This is a genomic window from Pseudonocardia oceanicola (assembly GCF_047200735.1).
Classification (GTDB): domain Bacteria; phylum Actinomycetota; class Actinomycetes; order Mycobacteriales; family Pseudonocardiaceae; genus Pseudonocardia.
On record NZ_JBJZON010000021.1, the window covers coordinates 16,447 to 32,569 of the forward strand.

Annotated in this window: 14 protein-coding genes and 2 tRNA genes; 9 read left to right on the forward strand and 7 right to left on the reverse strand. The window is 71.6% G+C overall.

All coding sequences use genetic code 11. From position 1 onward, the window contains the following. From ACL02T_RS25250 to ACL02T_RS25260, 3 genes are read left to right on the forward strand one after another with little or no spacing between them, the layout of a single operon-like run. Entirely contained in the window at window positions 1-1,461 is a 1,461-nt protein-coding gene (locus tag ACL02T_RS25250) for an aldehyde dehydrogenase (RefSeq protein ID WP_412833252.1), read from the forward strand. A 4-nt stretch (window positions 1,462-1,465) separates the two neighbouring features. Further along, window positions 1,466-2,554, forward strand: a complete 1,089-nt coding sequence (locus ACL02T_RS25255; RefSeq protein ID WP_412833253.1) for a CaiB/BaiF CoA transferase family protein — start codon at window positions 1,466-1,468, stop codon at window positions 2,552-2,554. Continuing rightward, window positions 2,518-2,835, forward strand: a complete 318-nt coding sequence (locus tag ACL02T_RS25260; RefSeq protein WP_412833254.1) for a winged helix-turn-helix domain-containing protein — start codon at window positions 2,518-2,520, stop codon at window positions 2,833-2,835. The genes ACL02T_RS25255 and ACL02T_RS25260 overlap by 37 nt, the downstream gene beginning before the upstream one ends. A 705-nt stretch (window positions 2,836-3,540) precedes the next feature. On the opposite strand, the gene ACL02T_RS25265 is transcribed toward ACL02T_RS25260, so the two are convergent. The 4 genes from ACL02T_RS25265 to ACL02T_RS25280 all read right to left on the reverse strand — a co-directional run bounded on the left by ACL02T_RS25265 (window position 3,541) and on the right by ACL02T_RS25280 (window position 8,449). Beyond that, window positions 3,541-5,358: a sigma-54-dependent Fis family transcriptional regulator gene (locus tag ACL02T_RS25265; protein WP_412833255.1), complete on the reverse strand. Its 1,818-nt coding sequence runs from the start codon at window positions 5,356-5,358 to the stop codon at window positions 3,541-3,543. A gap of 351 nt (window positions 5,359-5,709) precedes the next feature. Next, a complete protein-coding gene (locus ACL02T_RS25270) occupies window positions 5,710-7,353 on the reverse strand; it encodes a flavin-containing monooxygenase (RefSeq protein WP_412833256.1) in 1,644 nt (547 codons plus the stop codon). Window positions 7,354-7,609: 256 nt separating this feature from the next. Beyond that, window positions 7,610-8,110: a GAF domain-containing protein gene (locus tag ACL02T_RS25275; protein ID WP_412833257.1), complete on the reverse strand. Its 501-nt coding sequence runs from the start codon at window positions 8,108-8,110 to the stop codon at window positions 7,610-7,612. Window positions 8,111-8,375: 265 nt separating this feature from the next. After that, window positions 8,376-8,449: transfer RNA gene (locus ACL02T_RS25280), tRNA-Gly, on the reverse strand. Window positions 8,450-8,543: 94 nt separating this feature from the next. Between ACL02T_RS25280 and ACL02T_RS25285 the strand changes: the two genes are divergently transcribed. Further along, a tRNA-Pro gene (locus ACL02T_RS25285) sits at window positions 8,544-8,620 on the forward strand. A gap of 39 nt (window positions 8,621-8,659) precedes the next feature. Here ACL02T_RS25285 and katG read toward each other — a convergent pair. Further along, window positions 8,660-10,855 (reverse strand): catalase/peroxidase HPI, encoded by a 2,196-nt coding sequence (gene katG / locus ACL02T_RS25290; RefSeq protein WP_412833258.1) that lies wholly within the window; start codon window positions 10,853-10,855, stop codon window positions 8,660-8,662. A 176-nt stretch (window positions 10,856-11,031) separates the two neighbouring features. Between katG and ACL02T_RS25295 the strand changes: the two genes are divergently transcribed. Further along, a complete protein-coding gene (locus ACL02T_RS25295) occupies window positions 11,032-12,003 on the forward strand; it encodes a DUF6925 family protein (protein ID WP_412833259.1) in 972 nt (323 codons plus the stop codon). A 1-nt stretch (window position 12,004) separates the two neighbouring features. Here ACL02T_RS25295 and ACL02T_RS25300 read toward each other — a convergent pair whose 3' ends face one another. Beyond that, a complete protein-coding gene (locus tag ACL02T_RS25300; RefSeq protein ID WP_412833260.1) occupies window positions 12,005-12,160 on the reverse strand; it encodes a hypothetical protein in 156 nt (51 codons plus the stop codon). A 153-nt stretch (window positions 12,161-12,313) separates the two neighbouring features. Between ACL02T_RS25300 and ACL02T_RS25305 the strand changes: the two genes are divergently transcribed. After that, a complete protein-coding gene (locus ACL02T_RS25305) occupies window positions 12,314-12,508 on the forward strand; it encodes a cupin domain-containing protein (RefSeq protein ID WP_412833261.1) in 195 nt (64 codons plus the stop codon). Then, entirely contained in the window at window positions 12,505-12,675 is a 171-nt protein-coding gene (locus ACL02T_RS25310) for a cupin domain-containing protein (protein ID WP_412833262.1), read from the forward strand. The genes ACL02T_RS25305 and ACL02T_RS25310 overlap by 4 nt, the downstream gene beginning before the upstream one ends. A 490-nt stretch (window positions 12,676-13,165) precedes the next feature. On the opposite strand, the gene ACL02T_RS25315 is transcribed toward ACL02T_RS25310, so the two are convergent. Continuing rightward, window positions 13,166-13,915 (reverse strand): HAD-IIA family hydrolase, encoded by a 750-nt coding sequence (locus ACL02T_RS25315; protein ID WP_412833335.1) that lies wholly within the window; start codon window positions 13,913-13,915, stop codon window positions 13,166-13,168. Window positions 13,916-14,024: 109 nt separating this feature from the next. Between ACL02T_RS25315 and ACL02T_RS25320 the strand changes: the two genes are divergently transcribed. Together ACL02T_RS25320 and ACL02T_RS25325 are read left to right on the forward strand one after the other, a co-directional pair. Further along, window positions 14,025-14,828 (forward strand): hypothetical protein, encoded by an 804-nt coding sequence (locus tag ACL02T_RS25320; protein ID WP_412833263.1) that lies wholly within the window; start codon window positions 14,025-14,027, stop codon window positions 14,826-14,828. Between the two features lie 218 nt (window positions 14,829-15,046). Beyond that, window positions 15,047-16,114, forward strand: coding sequence for a methyltransferase (locus ACL02T_RS25325; RefSeq protein WP_412833264.1), 1,068 nt, complete (start codon window positions 15,047-15,049; stop codon window positions 16,112-16,114). Window positions 16,115-16,123 lie beyond the last annotated feature (9 nt).

Below are 16,123 nucleotides of genomic sequence, written 5' to 3' on the forward strand. Positions count from 1 at the left end.
ATGCGCCGACTACCGATGCTGATCGACGGCAAGCCGGTGACCACGGCACGGACGTTCACCAGCAGCAACCCCTACACCGGCGACGACTGGGCGGAGGTCCCCGACGGCACCCCCTCCGACGTCGACGACGCCGTGCGCGCAGCACGCTCCGCGTTCGAGGGCGACTGGGCCCGGACGACCGGCTTCGCCCGTGCCGCGCTGCTCCGTCGACTCGCCCACCTCATCACCGAGGAGGCCGACACGCTCGCCCGCCTCGAGGTGAACGACTCCGGCAAGCTCTACCGGGAGATGCGCGGCCAGATGCGGTCGCTCGCCTCCTGGTACGACTACTTCGCCGGCGTCGCCGACAAGCTCGAAGGGCGCCAGATCCCCACGCCCAACCCGGACTTCCTCGTCTACACCCGCCGCATCCCCGTCGGCGTGGTCGCCGCCATCACCCCGTGGAACTCTCCGCTGCTCCTGCTGTCCTGGAAGCTCGCCCCCGCGCTCGCCGCAGGGTGCACGGTCGTCGTCAAGCCCTCCGAGCACGCGCCGGTCTCGACCCTCGCCTTCGCCGATCTCTTCGCGCGGGCAGGCTTCCCGCCCGGCGTCGTCAACGTCGTGACCGGCCGGTCCCGGGAGACGGGTGCCGCCCTCGCCGCACACCCCGGCGTCGACAAGGTCGCCTTCACCGGGTCGACCGAGACCGGGCGCGCGGTCGCCCGTGCCGCCGCCGAGCACCTCAACGCGACGACCCTGGAGCTGGGCGGGAAGTCCGCGCAGGTGGTCTTCCCCGACGCCGACCTCGTCGCCGCGGCGAACGGCCTGGTCGCGGGGGTGTTCGCCGCAGCCGGGCAGACCTGCATGGCAGGCTCCCGGCTCATCGTCCATGCCGACGTGCACGACGAGCTGGTCCGCCTCGTCGCGGAGCGCGCGGCCGCGATCCGACTCGGGGACCCCTACGCCGACGACACCGAGATGGGCCCGATCGCCAACGTCCCCCAGTACGAGAAGATCCGCGCCCTCCTCCGTACGGCCGAGGCAGACTCCGCGACGATCGCCGCGGGCGGGTCGCCCGCCGACGACCTGGGCGGGTTCTTCATCCGCCCGACGGTGGTCACCGAGCTCGGCCCCGACGCCACCCTCTGGCGCGCTGAGGTGTTCGGCCCGGTGCTCGCCGTCGCCCGGTTCACGAGTGAGGACGAGGCCGTCACGCTCGCGAACGACTCCCCGTACGGTCTCGCCGCGGCCGTGTGGACCAAGGAGGTCCATCGGGCCCACCGCGTGGCCGCCCGCCTCCGTGCCGGGACCGTGTGGATCAACGCCTACCGGACCGTGGCTCCGAACGTGCCCTTCGGCGGATTCGGTCTATCCGGGATCGGCAGGGAGAACGGGATGGACGCGGTCGACGCCTACTTGGAGACCTCATCGGTCTGGGTGGAGCTCACCGGCGGCACCCGCGACCCGTTCGTGCTGGGCTGATCAGATGATCTCACCGCTGGACGGGGTGAAGGTCGTCGAGTTCGCAGGCCTGGGACCAGGCCCCTTCGCCGCTATGCTGCTCGCGGACGCCGGTGCCGACGTCATCCGCATCGAACGACCGACCGGCCCCGTCGACGGAGGCGCGCTGACCCGGGGACGACCGTGGATCGGCCTCGACCTCAAGTCCCCGGACGGCCTCGCGACGGCGCGCCGCCTGGTCGCGGCCGCAGACGTGCTGATCGAGGGCTTCCGCCCCGGAGTGATGGAACGGCTCGGGCTCGGTCCGACCGACTGCCTGGCGGGGAACCCCGGGCTCGTGTACGGGCGGATGACCGGATGGGGTCAGGACGGCCCACGGGCAGGGCAGGCGGGCCACGACATCAACTACCTCGGTCTCACCGGTGCGCTGCGGTCGATCGCACGTCGTGGCGAGGACCCGGTGCCACCACTCAACCTCGTCGCGGACTACGGCGGCGGAGGGATGCTGCTCGTCCACGGAGTCCTGCTCGCGCTGCTCGAGCGTCGGACGAGCGGACGTGGCCAGGTCGTCGACGCCGCCATGGTCGACGGGGTGAGCCTGTTGATGACCGGCGTCTGGAGTCGCGCCGCGCAGGGAAGGTGGCCCGGCGAACCCGGGACGAACGACCTGGACACGGGTGCGCCGTTCTACGACGTCTATCGCACCGCCGACGACCGGTACATGGCCGTCGGCAGCATCGAGCCGCAGTTCTGGTCACGCCTCCTGCGCACCCTGCAGATCGACCCGGCGGACGTGCCGGACCAGTGGGACCGCGAGCGCTGGCCGGAGATGAAGAAGGTCGTCGCCGCAGCGTTCCGGACTCGGACGCGAGCCGAATGGACGACCGTCTTCGACGCCCTCGATGCCTGCGTCACCCCCGTACTGACGATGGGCGAGGCGGCGGACGACGCACACCTGTCGGCGCGGGACACCCTCCTTCGCACTGCCGACGGCCCCCAGCCCGCGGCGGCACCCCGCCTCTCGAGGACTCCCCCTCGGGTACGCACCGCCGAGCCGCTCGACGACGCTCTCCTGCGATGGCGGCTCCGCGATCCGGCCACAGAACCGTCGTGACGCCCGACCGGTATGCGGAGGTGCTCCGCCACCTCCGCCACGTGGTCGCCGATCTCGACGCCGGTGACCGGCTTCCGGCGGAGCGGGAGCTCGCAGGGACCCTCGGCATCGGCCGGGCTGCCCTTCGCCGCGTACTCGGCGACCTCGCCGCGGATGGACTCGTCGAGACCCGCCACCAGTCGGGCACCTACGTCATGGCGGCATCATCGTGCGTCCGCGCTCTCGGAGGTCGGGGCCGCCGAGAGGGGCCAGTTCGAGAGCATCCTCCGGCCCACCTCTGACGAACTCCGGGCGGTTGCCGTTTTGGTCACCACTCATGCCTGATCACGATCACTCCAACTGAACATCGGCCAAGATCATTTCCTCCGGGAACGCCACTCTCAGCAGCATGAATGAGGTTCGGAGCCGGTGGTGGACCACCCGACTCTCCTGCAGCGGGTTGGGGGTTCGATTCCCTCGCGGCGCACACAAATTGGAAGGCAACGGATCCACCTCCGCCACGCTTCGACCAGCAACAATAGTCTCCGCAGAGCATGCTCGGGTGTCCCTTGGCGCCCCTGTCGACGCATGTTCGTGCCATATGTGGTTCCACGCCAAGATGCTGGGCCGACCGGCCACACGGAGGTCGCTGAGCAACGTACGACCAGAAGCCACAGAGTCACGAGCGCGCCGATCGACGCCGCGAGCGCCCAGGCGAGCGGATCGACCCACAGTGCGACCATCGCGCACAGCAGAAACAGCCGACGAGGCCAGTCACGATCCAGTCGGCGGGTCCGGCGAGATGGCGGGCCGGCTTCGCCACCTCTCCCGTGGGCGTCGAGGCGTCGCTCATCTCACCGCTCCTCGTTTCGCCGCTGTCTGCCGGGCGAATCCCCGCAGATCGACGGCAATGCACTGAGCAGTGCGACAATCGCGGGTCCGCCATGTAGGTGCGGCGCTCGCCGTTAAGTGCCGAAATGGTCGGGAACTGTCCGGATCCGCGGCCACTAACGCGCAGGCACCGTGGTCGGCAGATGCTTTTCGTCGATTCCGAGCATGCGCATTTTCCGGTACAGGGTCGAGCGCGCGATACCGAGCCGTTCGGCCGCAGCCAATTTGTTGCCCCGCGTCTCGACGAGCGCCTCCAGCACGATGTCCCGTTCCGCACGCTGCAGCGACGACCCGCCCGAGCGCGGCGCCATGGAGCGGTACTCGGGTGGCAGATGCTCCTGCGCGATGTCCGACCCCATCGACCGCGCCACCGCCGTCGCCAGGACCGAGTCGAGCTCACGGATGTTGCCCGGCCAGTCAAGGCCGGCCAGTGTGCGGACCGTGCCCGATAGCAGCCGCGGAACGGGGCGCTGGGTGGTGTGCTCGGCGAGCAACATCGGCGCCAGGTCCACGATGTCGTCGGTGCGGTAGCGCAGCGGGGGGACGGTGAGCGAGAACGGGAAGTGGTCGAGCAGGCGGTCCGCCGGCGTCCGTCCGCCCCGGGCGCGGGCGGTGGCCGTCACGCTGCCCGGCGGGGCGGCGTCGATGATCGCCTCCATCCGCTCGACGAGCCCGTCCTCGAGCCGGTCGACGTGACGGAGCACGACGGCGCCACCGTCGGCGAGCACATTTCTGAGCCGTGCAAGCCAGCCGTTCGAGTCGTCGCACGCGAGGACCGCGTCGAGAACGGTGAGGGGATCCTGGCCTGCGCGGCGCCGGTGGATGTGCCGTGCGACGTGGAGCTTCCCGGTTCCCGCCTCTCCGCAGAGCAGGACGGGCCGCTCGGTCCGCAGTGCGGCCTCGACGTCGTCGTGCAGCCTCCGGGTCGCCACGCTGCGGCCGGGCAGGGAATCGAGCGCCCGGGGAGCGCGCGGTCGGCCTGCGCCGCGGCGGGCGGCAGGCGCGCGCCCGTCGCTGCGGGTATGGGCTCGCATCTCGACGAGGACGCCTGCCGGGGCGCCCTTCTCCCCCACCCGGGTCGCCTTGGCCTGGGCCACGACATCGCCCGCCAGCCGGACCTCTCCGGTGTACTCGTCGCAGGTGCCGAGCATCCGGCACGCCCACCCCCACAGCACGGCCTGATCGGAAAGGTCGAGGAGGGCCGAGGCCGCCGTGTTCGCCATGACGACGTCCTCGTTGAGCGAGATCACGGCCGACGTCGCGCGCCGATTGGCGCGCAGGAACTGCTCCAGCAGCATCTGCTCCCGCCGGGAGGCGTCGGCGTACATGCGCGACTCGATCTCCCGCACGGCCGCTAGGACCAGCGGCTTTATCACCCCGTGGGTGTCCCCGACGCGGCACGTGACGTCGAGGACGCCTTCGACCTTCCCGGTGATCGGGTGCTTGACCGGCGAGCCGATACAGGTGAACTCCTGCAGGTTCTCCCGGAAGTGCTCGGCGCCGGAGACCATGAACGGCGTCGCCGCCTCGAGTGCCGTGCCGATGCCGTTGGTTCCCGTGAACTCCTCCGCGTAGAGGAATCCCGGCGAGACGAGCGCCTTGTCGAGGGCCTGGGCCAACGTCCGCTGACCGGCGCGACGGTCGATGATCTGCGCGTCCGAGTCGGCCAACAGGATCGACACCGGGCCGTCCTCGAGTTGCTCGGCGAGGCGGTCGATCACCGGGCCCGCGGCACGCAGCAAACGGTTCGGCCTCTCGAACTCCGGCTGGTAGGGAACCTCCTCGCCAGTCGGCCGGACGCCGACGAGCCTGCACCGCTGCCAGGAGGACATGATCTCGGCCCGGAAGGCGGAGACGGTATCGAGCGGGGACCGATCGTCGAGCAGGCGCTCGCGTTCACCGCGCAAGAACTCGCTCTGCTCGCCTCGGTACATGGCTGCCCCCTTCACCGTTGACGAAGGCCAGGTCGATCGTAGGCCGACAAGCCCACCACAGCGCTGTGTCAACCTACTGTCCGAAAGTGCGACACGGCCCGTGACCAGTGCGATCAGCTCTGATCTACGCCTCGGGCGGACCGACGCCTCCGCACGAGAGCGACGACAACCGTCAAGCACCGACGATCCCGGGCAGCAGTGGCGCCGTGCGCCGCCGGCTGGGGAGGCCGTAGGAGCCGAGAGAGATGACACAGCACACAGCCTGGGGCGACCACCGAGCCGAGACCACCGAGCCGAAACGACGAAGGGCCGGACGCCCGCGGGCGTCCGGCGCTCTCGCATCCGGCTCGTTCAGCTCAGGTCGTACTCGCGGTACCCGGCCGTCTTCACCTCGTCCCACTTGCCGAAGTACGTCGGCACGCCGCCCGAGTAGTTCAGCATCTGGGCCGGCTTGCCCGGGACATTGGCGCCCCAATACCAGGAGCGCGCCTTGGTGAACATCGAGCCCTCGAACAGCTCGTCGACGTGAGCCGTCCACTCCTTCTCGGCCGTGGTGGTCGACTCGAAGCGGCTGTGCCCGTTCCGGCGCACGTGCTCGAGGAACTCGACCACGATGTCGCCCTGGTACTCCGCGGAGGTCGGACCGTTGCAGAACCCGGACGGGCTCTGCGGGCCGTACAGGAACAGCATGTTGGGGAAGCCCGAGGTCGACAGGCCCATGAATGTGTCGACGCGGTCCGCCCATTTGTCCTGCAGTCGCTCACCGTCCACGCCCTGGATGTCGATCGCCAGGATGCCGCCGCGGTTGTTGTCGAAGCCGGTGGCCAGCACGATGACGTCGGCCTCGATCAGGCCGTTCTTGGTGACCACCCCGTTCTCGACGATCTCCAGGACCGGCTCGTCGTTCTGGTCGATCAAGCGGACGTTGTCCTGGTTGAAGACGTCGAAGTAGTCCTGCTCGAGGGCAGGCCGCTTCACCCCGAACGGGTGCGGGGGCTCGGCGGGCGCGAGCAGCTCCGCAGTGGCGACGTCCTTGACGCGCTCGTGGACCTTCTCGCGCCAGAAGTCGTAGAAGGTGCGGTTGGCCGCCTCGTCGGCGAGCAGGTCCTGGTACATGCCCAGCCACAGCGGGAACCCGCCCTCTGCCCAGCACCGCTCGTAGGTGGTGCGGCGCTCCTCCTCGGTCGCGTCGGCGGCGTTCTCGGGCATGAAGTCGAAGTCGAAGCCTGCGAACGCCCTGTAACGGGTGTCGAACCGCTCGGGCAGGTCTCCGCGCACCGCGTCGTTGTCGGCACGGTCGAGCCGGCGCTGACGCATCGGCAGAGCCAGGTTGGGGGTCCGCTGGAAGACGGTGACCTCAGCAGCGTCGTGCGCGGCCTCCTGCACGACCTGGACTCCGCTGGCGCCGGTGCCGATGACAACGACCTTCTTGCCGGTCATGTCGAGACCGTCCTGCGGCCACCGCGCCGTGTGGTGGCACTCGCCGGCGAAGGTCTCCATGCCGGGGATGTTCGGGTAGAGCGGCTTGGCGCCGAACCCGGTCGCGACCAGAACGGTGCGCGCCTTCTGCTGCTTGCCGTCGGACGAGTAGACGGTCCATTCACGGGCGTCCTCGTCCCACTGCGCCTGTGCGGCGAAGGCGTTGAACTCGACGTCCTTGGTCAGCTCGAGCTTGCTGTCGACGTACTCGAAGTAGTCGCGCACACCTGCGAAGTCCGGGTAGCGCTCGCGGAAGTCGTAGTCCTTCCACAAATCCTTGTGCGAGAACTGGTAGATGTGCCCGACGGTGTCCGTGCGAGCACCCGGATAGCAGTTCCACCACCAGATGCCGCCGAGGCCGCCGGCGGAGTCCCAGACCTTGACGTCGAAGCCGAGGTCCCGGAGGCGGTCGAGCTGGTAGAGGCCGGAGAACCCGCCTCCGATGACCAGCACGTCGAGCACGTCGCCGTCCTTGTTCCGGTCGGGGGCGTCGGCAGAAGACTTCGCTGTCGTCATTGCACACTCCTCGTTCTGGAAATGACCGTCGCAGCAGGGGAGGACGGTAGGACTGCGGGCTGGGTCACAACTGTCCGAAATCGAGTCGCTACCCCGCTCGGGGCGATACTGACCTCGTCGAGGATCTTGCCGCCGTCGGCGGGCCCACGGCGCGCTGATGTACGCAGTCGGCCATCCGGATCGCGCCCTCGGCGTCCATCGTCACCCGTCGGGGACGATCATGGCGCCCTCGATCCGCTTCTCCCACTTGGGCTCGTCACCCGGTCGCCGCAGGCGGCGACGTCGCGACGCGGGCCAGGGTGCCGTCGGGCTCGATGTCGAACGCGGCCACGCGATGCCGAACAGCTCGTTCACGATCAGCGTCCCGTCGTCGGCCTTGATCAATTGCGGCAGGGAGGCAGCTGCCCCTTCCGTGATCGCTGGTGTGGGAGGCCGCTGCAACAGCGGCTTCCCCGGAGTAATCGGCGAACGCCGAGGCGATGTCCTTCAGCGTCCGTGAACACGTGCAGCTGGTCTCGTCGTCCAGCGTGAAGATGCCGATCACCCTGCCGCGCAGGACCATCGGGACGCCCATCATGGACCGGACGTTGTGGGCCCGAACCATGTAGCGGAATAGCCGCTCTTCCGCCTCCGCGTGCGCCACGATCAGCGGCTTGCGGCTGGCGAGTATCTCCTGGGTGAAGCGGTCCCCGGTCAGTCCCATCGTTAGTTCGCGGACGGCCGCGTCCGTCGCGTGGTGCCGGGAGTCCTGGCCCATTCGGCCCCGGTTCGATGGAGCAGGCCGGCGCAGCGCGCGCGGCTGATCGTCGACCCGGCGGCCCGACGAGATCGTTTCGGCAGAGATGAGACTCCGCAGCCCCGACAAGCCCTACGCCGACGCGCACCCCACAAGCACGCATGCGACGGGCGGACGCAGTCAAGTGGCGAGGACCAAACTTTGGTATAGGTGACGTTCGTGCCATGAAATGGTTCCACGGCGATCTTCAAATGATCTTCGCCGGAGCATCGTCGCAGGTCAGCAGTGGAGCGGGCGACGGGAATCGAACCCGCGTAGCCAGTTTGGAAGACTGGGGCTCTACCATTGAGCTACGCCCGCGTGCCCCCGGATCACTCCGTGGACGGACCTCAGCGTAGCGGATCGATCGCCCGGCCCCGGCACACCCCGCCCCTCCCCGTACACTGATCCTCGACGGGGTGTGGCGCAGCTTGGTAGCGCACTCGCTTTGGGAGCGAGGGGCCGTGGGTTCAAATCCCGCCACCCCGACCAGGTCGGTCCGGGTCCGGTCGTGCCCGGCACGGCGGACGGTCAGAAGCGGTCGAGGTTCATGACCTTGTCCCAGGCCGCCACGAAGTCCCGCACGAACTTCTCCCCGGCGTCGTCGCTGCCGTAGACCTCGGCGAGGGCACGGAGCTCGGAGTTCGAGCCGAAGATCAGGTCGACCCGGCTGGCCGTCCAGCGCAGCTCACCGGTGGCGCGATCGCGGCCCTCGAAGACCTGCCCGGATCCGCTCGGCGCCCATTCCGTGCCCATGTCGAGCAGGTTGACGAAGAAGTCGGTGGTCAGCGACCCGGGTCGGGAGGTGAACGCGCCGAGCGGGCTCTGCCGGAAGTTCGCGCCCAGCACCCGCAGCCCACCCACCAGGACGGTCATCTCCGGCGCGGACAGCGTCAGCTGGTGGGCCCGGTCGACCAGCAGGTGTTCGGGTGGCACCCGGTCGGCCCTGCGGACGTAGTTGCGGAACCCGTCAGCGACGGGCTCGAGCGGGCCGAACGAGGCGACGTCGGTCTGGTCCTGGGAGGCGTCCGTGCGGCCCGGGGTGAACGGGACCTCGACCGCGTGGCCGGCCTCGTGGGCGGCCTGCTCGACGGCCGCGCACCCGCCGAGCACGATCAGGTCGGCCAGGGAGATCCGCGTGTCGTCGCCGCGGGAACGGTGGAACGACTCCCGGACCTCCTCCAGGACACCCAGGACGTCGGCCAGCCGGTCGGGCTCGTTGACCTCCCACCGCCGCTGCGGCTCGAGGCGGATCCGCGCCCCGTTCGCCCCGCCGCGCTTGTCGCTGGTGCGGAAGGTCGAGGCGGCGGCCCAGGCGGTGCCCACGAGCTGCGACACCGACAGGCCCGACGCCAGGAGCTGCTTCTTGAGGGCGGCGACGTCCTCGGTCCCCACGAGCGGGTGGTCCACCTCCGGCACCGGGTCCTGCCAGATCAGCGTCTCGGCGGGGACCAGCGGCCCCCGGTAGCGCCGCACGGGACCCATGTCGAGGTGGGTGAGCTTGAACCAGGCCCGGGCGAACGCGTCCGCCAGCAGGTCCGGGTGCTCCAGGTACCGCCGGGAGATCGGCGCGTAGCCCGGGTCGAACCGCAGGGCCAGGTCCGTCGTCAGGAACGTCGGGACATGGGTCCTGGACGGGTCGTGGGCGTCCGGCACCGTGCCGGCCCCGGCCCCGCCGGTCGGGACCCACTGCCACGCGCCGGCCGGGCTCAGGACCGCGTCCCACTCGTAGCCGAAGAGGGTCTGCAGGAAGCTGTGGTCCCACCGCGTCGGGGTGGGCGTCCAGGTCCCCTCCAGCCCGCTGCTGATCGCGTGGGCACCCTTGCCCGTGCCGAAGCTGTTGCGCCAGCCCAGCCCCTGCTCCTCCAACGGGGCGCCCTCGGGTTCCGGCCCGAGATGGTCCTGCGGGGCCGCGCCGTGGGTCTTGCCGAACGTGTGGCCGCCCACGATCAGCGCGACGGTCTCCTCGTCGTCCAGTCCCATCCGCCGGAAGGTCTCCCGGATGTCGCGACCCGCCAGGAGCGGGTCCGGCACGCGGTGCGGGCCCTCCGGGTCCACGTAGATCAGGCCCATCTCGGAGGCGGCCAGGGGGCTCTCCAGCTCGCGGACCCGGGTGTGCCGCTCGTCGGTGAGCCAGGCGCGTTCGGGGCCCCAGTAGACGTCCGCGTCGGGCTCCCAGACGTCCGCCCGGCCGCCGCCGAACCCGAAGGTGCGCAGGCCCATCGACTCCAGCGCCACGGTGCCCGCGAAGATCGTGAGATCGGCCCAGGAGAGCTTCCGTCCGTACTTCCGCTTCACCGGCCACAGCAGCCGGCGCGCCTTGTCCAGGCCCTTGTTGTCCGGCCAGCTGTTCAGGGGTGCGAAGCGGAGCATGCCGGTACCGGCGCCGCCCCGGCCGTCGTGGATGCGGTACGTGCCGGCGGCGTGCCACGCCATCCGGACCATGAGCGGGCCGTAGTGGCCGTGGTCGGCGGGCCACCAGTCCTGCGAGGTGGTCAGGACCTCCTCGATGTCGCGTCGGACGGCCTCCAGGTCGAGGGACTCGAACTCCGCGGCGTAGTCGAACTCCTCGCCCATCGGGTCGACGACGGGGGGGTTCCGGGCCAGCATCTTCAGGTTCAGCCGGTTCGGCCACCAGGAGCGGTTGGAGTCGCCCCGGGTCGGGTGCGGGGAGCTCGCGCTCGTCCGGTTCTTCCTCTTGACGACGATGTCGTAGCTGACCGACACGGGATCCCTCGAGATGTGCTCAGGACGTGCTGGCGGTGGGCCGGGCCGGACCCGGTCGTGCACCTCGGCTTCTGCTCGGTACGGCTCTCCAGCATGCGCCCGGGCGCACCCCGCGGACAAGGGCTGGTCTCCCGGGCCGCCTTGCGGCGGGCCAGGGCCGCGACGAGCATCGGGGCGTGGTCGACGCGCACGGGCTGGGTCGTGAGCTGCTCGGTGACCCCGCGACGGGCTGGAGCATGGGGCCGCCGGGCGCGATCGCGGAGTTCGCCCGAGACCCGGAGGAGGTCACCGAGGCCGGCCCGGCCGCGGTCGTCACGCCACGGGGCGGGATCCGGCTCGAACCGCCGCCCGGGACTGTCCCGGTCGCCTACGAGACGCCCGCGGGGCGGGACCTGCACTGGACGCAGGCGGTGGCGTTCTGCCTCCCCCACGGTGAGGCGCGGCGGGCGGGCCGGGCGGCGATCACGGAACTGGGGCCGGACGCCGACGCGCTGCGGCCCGCCGACCGCGGGGCCGTCCTCGTCGACCTCGGGCTCGGCACCCCGACCGTCGACGCCTGTGTGCGGACCGAGGACCTCGAGCTGCTGGCCCTGATCGGGGCGCACGCGGGGGAACCACTGTTCGCCACGCCCCTCGGGGCCGAGCTGGTGGCCCGCAGCCCGCACCGCGTGTTCCTGACGGCCGTCGGTCGGGTCGAGGTGTACGCCCCGATTCCCGGGCCCGACCAGCGGTCACCGCTCGGCCCGCACACCCACCTGCTGCCCCACCTGCTCGGCCGCGAGCCCGGGCCGACCACGCCGGTGCGGGCGGGGTACGTCGCCGTCGCGCACGCCTATCCCCCACACCCCGCGGCGGACCACCTCGGACGACCGCACGCCTTCGACCCGGACCGGCTGGCGCGCTTCGACGCCGTCCTCGACGTCGCGGGAGATCCCCTGCTGCGCGCGCTCAAGGAGTCCGTGCGGGAGGCGGTCCGGGCCGGACGGGCGCCCGTCGGGCTCCCGCAGGACCCGGTCGGGCGGGCCGTCGTCGCCGTCACGCTGCGTCAGCTCACCCGCACCGACGGCCCGACGCCCGAGGCCTGGCTCCCGTACCGTGACCTTCCCGCGGAGCTGCTCGGCCCCGCAGGTGACCCGAACGCCGGGTGAGTCAGGCCGCCTCGCCGGCCCGGTCCTCCCAGTACCACTGGGCCGACATGGGGCTCCGGCAGTCCGGGCACCCGATGTCGAAGCCCTCGGACTCCTCGGCGGGAAGTTCGGCGTAGGAGCCGCAGGAAGTGCAGCTCCACCACAAGGTGTCGCCCATGGGACCGAGGGTAATCACATCCGTGTGGTTCGCAAGCCGGCGGTAGATGCGGGATGCCGTGGGGGAACTACGTATCGAACGCACGGCCGCAGGGCTGCCCCGCTCCTCCCCGACCGACGACGGCGTCGTCATCGACCGGAGAGGATTTGCGACATGGCGGGGATGGACAAGCGGAGCCTGGACGACCCGGACGAGTCCCGCCGTCCGGACAAGACGGTGCTCGACGTGGTCAACCTGCCCGGCGCGACCGTCGGCCGGATCACCCTCCAGCCGGGTTGGCGCTGGTCGGAGTGCATCAAGCCGGCCGCGGGACGGCGAGCTGCCAGACGGCGCACCTCGGCTACGTGATCGCGGGACGCCTGCGCCTGCGGGACGACAGCGGCGGCGAGCTCGACCTCGCGCCCGGCGACGCCTACCAGGTCCCGCCCGGGCACGACGCGTGGGTGATCGGGGACGAGCCCTTCGTCGCACTCGAGTTCGACAGCAAGACCGCGGAGACCTACGCGACCGGCTGATTCGCCGTCCTGCTCCGGCCCGCCGCGGGCGCCGTGGCGGGCCGGGTGTTCTGGCGCGTGCGTGGAGAACCGCGCGCGCTTCCGCTCGTCCACGCTCCAGACGCACTCGCAGGGCGGGGTGACGGTCGGGGCCCCACCCGGGGTCGATGCTCACGTGACACCGCGTAACACGGCGGATGAACCGGCCGAGACAATCCACGGGGCGCGCAGCCGGGACGAACTTCGGATCGTGCGGGCGTGCACGCCGACCCCGCGGCCGGGAGAACCCCTCCCTCACCGGCCGCCGGTCCACGCCGGTGGTGTCCGCCGGCGTGGACCACCTGGTCCCGGCAGGCCCCCTTGCCGCGCGGCGCGAGGCGCCAGAGCGAGGACCCGACGCGGAATCCGCCTCGCGACTCGCGCGGGGAGAAGTCCCGACTCGCGTCGCACGAACTCCCGACTCGCGCGGCACGGTCTCCCGACTCTCGGGGACGGTGGCGGGCGCCTCGAGTCAGATCTCGTCGACGAGCTCCGCGATCGAGCCCACCACGCGGGTGGGCCGGTACGGGTAGCGGTCGACAGCCTCGGCCCGCATGATCCCGGAGAGCACCAGCACCGTGCGCATCCCGGCCTCCATGCCCGCGACGACATCGGTGTCCATCCGGTCGCCGATCATGACCGTGGTCTCGGAGTGTGCCTCCAGGCGGTTCAGGGCCGCCCGCATCATCAGCGGGTTCGGCTTGCCCACGAAGTACGGGTCGACCCCCGTGGCCCGGGTGATCAGGGCCGCGACCGACCCCGTGGCGGGCAGGCTCCCCTCGTTCGACGGGCCCGTCGCGTCGGGGTTCGTGGCGACGAACCGGGCGCCACGCTCGACGAGCCGGATCGCGGTCGTGACCGCCTCGAAGCTGTAGGTCCGGGTCTCCCCCAGCACCACGTAGTCCGGGTCCGACTCCGTCAGCACGTAGCCGATCTCGTGCAGGGCCGTGGTCAGCCCGGCCTCGCCGACGACGTACGCCGAACCGCCCGGCCGCTGGTTGTCGAGGAACGCCGCGGTGGCCAGCGCCGAGGTCCAGATCGCCTCGACCGGCACCTCGATCCCGGTGTTCCGCAACCGGAACTGCAGGTCGCGGGGCGTGTAGATCGAGTTGTTGGTGAGCACCAGGAAGGGCGTGCCGGTCTCGCGGAGGCGGCGCACGAAGGCATCGGCCCCGGGGATGATGCTCCCCTCGTGGACGAGCACGCCGTCCATGTCGGTCATCCACGCCTCGACCGGTTTGCCGTCCGCCACGGACACGATCCTAGGCCCGGGAACGTTCGTGCCGGTCTGTCCGTTGTCGGTGTGCAGAACCCGCCGACAAGGAGAACCCGTGGACCTCGTGACCATCGTCCTGCTGCTCGCCGTGGTGGCGGGCGTCGTCTGGCTGGTCCGCAACCGCAACGCCGGCCAGGCACGCGAGCTCGAGGACGCCAAGGCCGACGCCCGCCGCTGGGTCGAGCGCCTCGGCGGCCAGGTGCTCAACCTCGTCGGCACCAACGAGGCGGCCAAGCAGGCCCTCGCCGACGCCTCCGAGCGCTACACCGCGGCCGGCTCCCAGCTCGACCAGGCCCGCACGACCGCCCAGGCCCGGGGCGTCACCGAGACCGCCTACGAGGGCCTCTACTACGTCCGTGCGGCACGCACCGCTATGGACCTCGACCCCGGCCCCGAGCTGCCGCCGCTGCCCGGCCAGGCCCGTGCGGGCGCGGTCACCGAGGAGCGTGAGGTCGACGTCGAGGGCCAGCACTACAGCGCCTCGCCGAACCCCTCGGAGCGCAACGCGCACTACTACCCCGGCGGCAACGTCGCCGGCCGGCCGGTGCCCGCCGGCTGGTACAGCCAGCCCTGGTGGAAGCCGGCCCTGGTCGCCGGTGCCTGGGGTGTCGGCTCGGCCCTGCTGTTCAGCGCGATGTTCTCGGGCATGGCCGGCAGCGCGTACGCCGACGGCTACTCGGACGCGATGGCCGCGGACATGGCCGCCGGCGGCGACGGCAGCGGCGACATGGGCGGCGACGCCGGGGGCGACATGGGCGGCGACGCCGGGGGCGACATGGGCGGCGACGCCGGTGGTGACTTCGGTGGTGACTTCGGGGGCGACTTCGGCGGCGGCGACTTCGGAGGTTTCGACTTCTGAGCCGCGGGTAACCCAGCGTCAACGACGTCCGGCCGGCTCGCCCGGCCCTGCGCCACTGACCGGCCCGGAGAGCAACGACCCGGGCCGGTCGTGTCGTTGCGGGCCCTGTCGGCGTCCCGCCCCTCCGTCCCCCGTTCCGGGGCCGGCCTCCGGGACCTTCGCCGGTATCTCTCGCGCCCGCCGGGCTCTCTCCTGCGTGTCGACGACAGGAGGTCCCCATGGTCGTGCCGACACCGACCACGTCAGCGACCGCACCACCGGCGGCACCGCAGCCTCCGCCGCAGTTCCCGGATCCGGGGGCCGATGCCGCCGCCCGGCTCTCCCGGCTCGCCGACGGCTACCTGGTCACCGCCGCGCTGTACGTCGCCGCCGAGCTCGGGGTGGCCGACGTGCTGGCACGCGGAGCGTGCGACGCCGACGGGCTCGCCGCGGAGGTCGGCGCCCGACCCGAGCCGCTGCGCAGGGTGCTGCGCGTGCTCGTCGCGGAAGGCGTGCTGGCCGAGTTCCCCGACGGGACGCTCTCCCTGACCCCCAGTGGGCGGCTGCTGCGCTCCGACGTCCCGGGCTCGCTGCGCGGCGCCGTCCGCGCCCGGGGCGGGGTGTACGCGACCGCCGCCCCGGCGCTGCCCGACGCCGTGCGGGAGGGCGGGGTCGCCTTCGAGCGGGCGAGGGGCGAGGCCTTCTTCGACCACGTCGCACGGCGGCCGGCCGATCTGGCGGCGTTCCAGGCGGCGATGGCCGACCGGTCGGCGCGCGAGGCGGCCGACGTCGTCGCCGCCTACGACTTCGGTCGCTTCCGGCGGCTCGTCGACGTCGGCGGCGGCACCGGCGTCCTGCTCTCGGCCATCCTCACCGCCACGCCGGGCCTGGCGGGGGTGCTGCTCGACCGCGGCGAGGTGGTGGCCGGGGCGCGGGTGCCGGAGGGCACCGAGGTGGTCGCCGGGGACTTCTTCACCGGGGTCCCGACCGGTGGCGACGCCTACCTGCTGTCGCGCGTCGTCCACGACTGGGACGACGCCGACGCCCGCTGCATCCTCGACCGCTGCCGGGAGGCGATGGGTCCCGCCGCGACGCTGCTGGTCGTTGACGCGTTACTGCCGGAGCGGGCCGCGGACGGCCCCGCGGTGATCCGCATGGACGCCACGATGCTGCTGCTCGCGACGGGGCGCGAGCGGACCGCGCGCGAGTTCGGCGGGCTGTTCGCCTCGGCCGGCCTCACGCTGCGACGGATCGTGCCGACGACGTCGCCGGTCGGGCTCGTCGTGCTGGAGGCGACACCCGCCTGACCCGCGCGG

Excerpts from the sequence above, each read along its gene's own strand:
- ACL02T_RS25250 (WP_412833252.1), top strand. The coding sequence starts at position 1 with ATGCGCCGACTACCGATGCTGATCGACGGCAAGCCGGTGACCACGGCA.
- ACL02T_RS25255 (WP_412833253.1), top strand. The coding sequence starts at position 1,466 with ATGATCTCACCGCTGGACGGGGTGAAGGTCGTCGAGTTCGCAGGCCTG.
- ACL02T_RS25260 (WP_412833254.1), top strand. The coding sequence starts at position 2,518 with ATGGCGGCTCCGCGATCCGGCCACAGAACCGTCGTGACGCCCGACCGG.
- ACL02T_RS25265 (WP_412833255.1), bottom strand. The coding sequence starts at position 5,358 with ATGTACCGAGGCGAGCAGAGCGAGTTCTTGCGCGGTGAACGCGAGCGC.
- ACL02T_RS25270 (WP_412833256.1), bottom strand. The coding sequence starts at position 7,353 with ATGACGACAGCGAAGTCTTCTGCCGACGCCCCCGACCGGAACAAGGAC.
- ACL02T_RS25275 (WP_412833257.1), bottom strand. The coding sequence starts at position 8,110 with ATGGGCCAGGACTCCCGGCACCACGCGACGGACGCGGCCGTCCGCGAA.
- ACL02T_RS25300 (WP_412833260.1), bottom strand. The coding sequence starts at position 12,160 with ATGGGCGACACCTTGTGGTGGAGCTGCACTTCCTGCGGCTCCTACGCC.
- ACL02T_RS25305 (WP_412833261.1), top strand. The coding sequence starts at position 12,314 with ATGGCGGGGATGGACAAGCGGAGCCTGGACGACCCGGACGAGTCCCGC.
- ACL02T_RS25315 (WP_412833335.1), bottom strand. The coding sequence starts at position 13,915 with ATGACCGACATGGACGGCGTGCTCGTCCACGAGGGGAGCATCATCCCC.
- ACL02T_RS25325 (WP_412833264.1), top strand. The coding sequence starts at position 15,047 with ATGGTCGTGCCGACACCGACCACGTCAGCGACCGCACCACCGGCGGCA.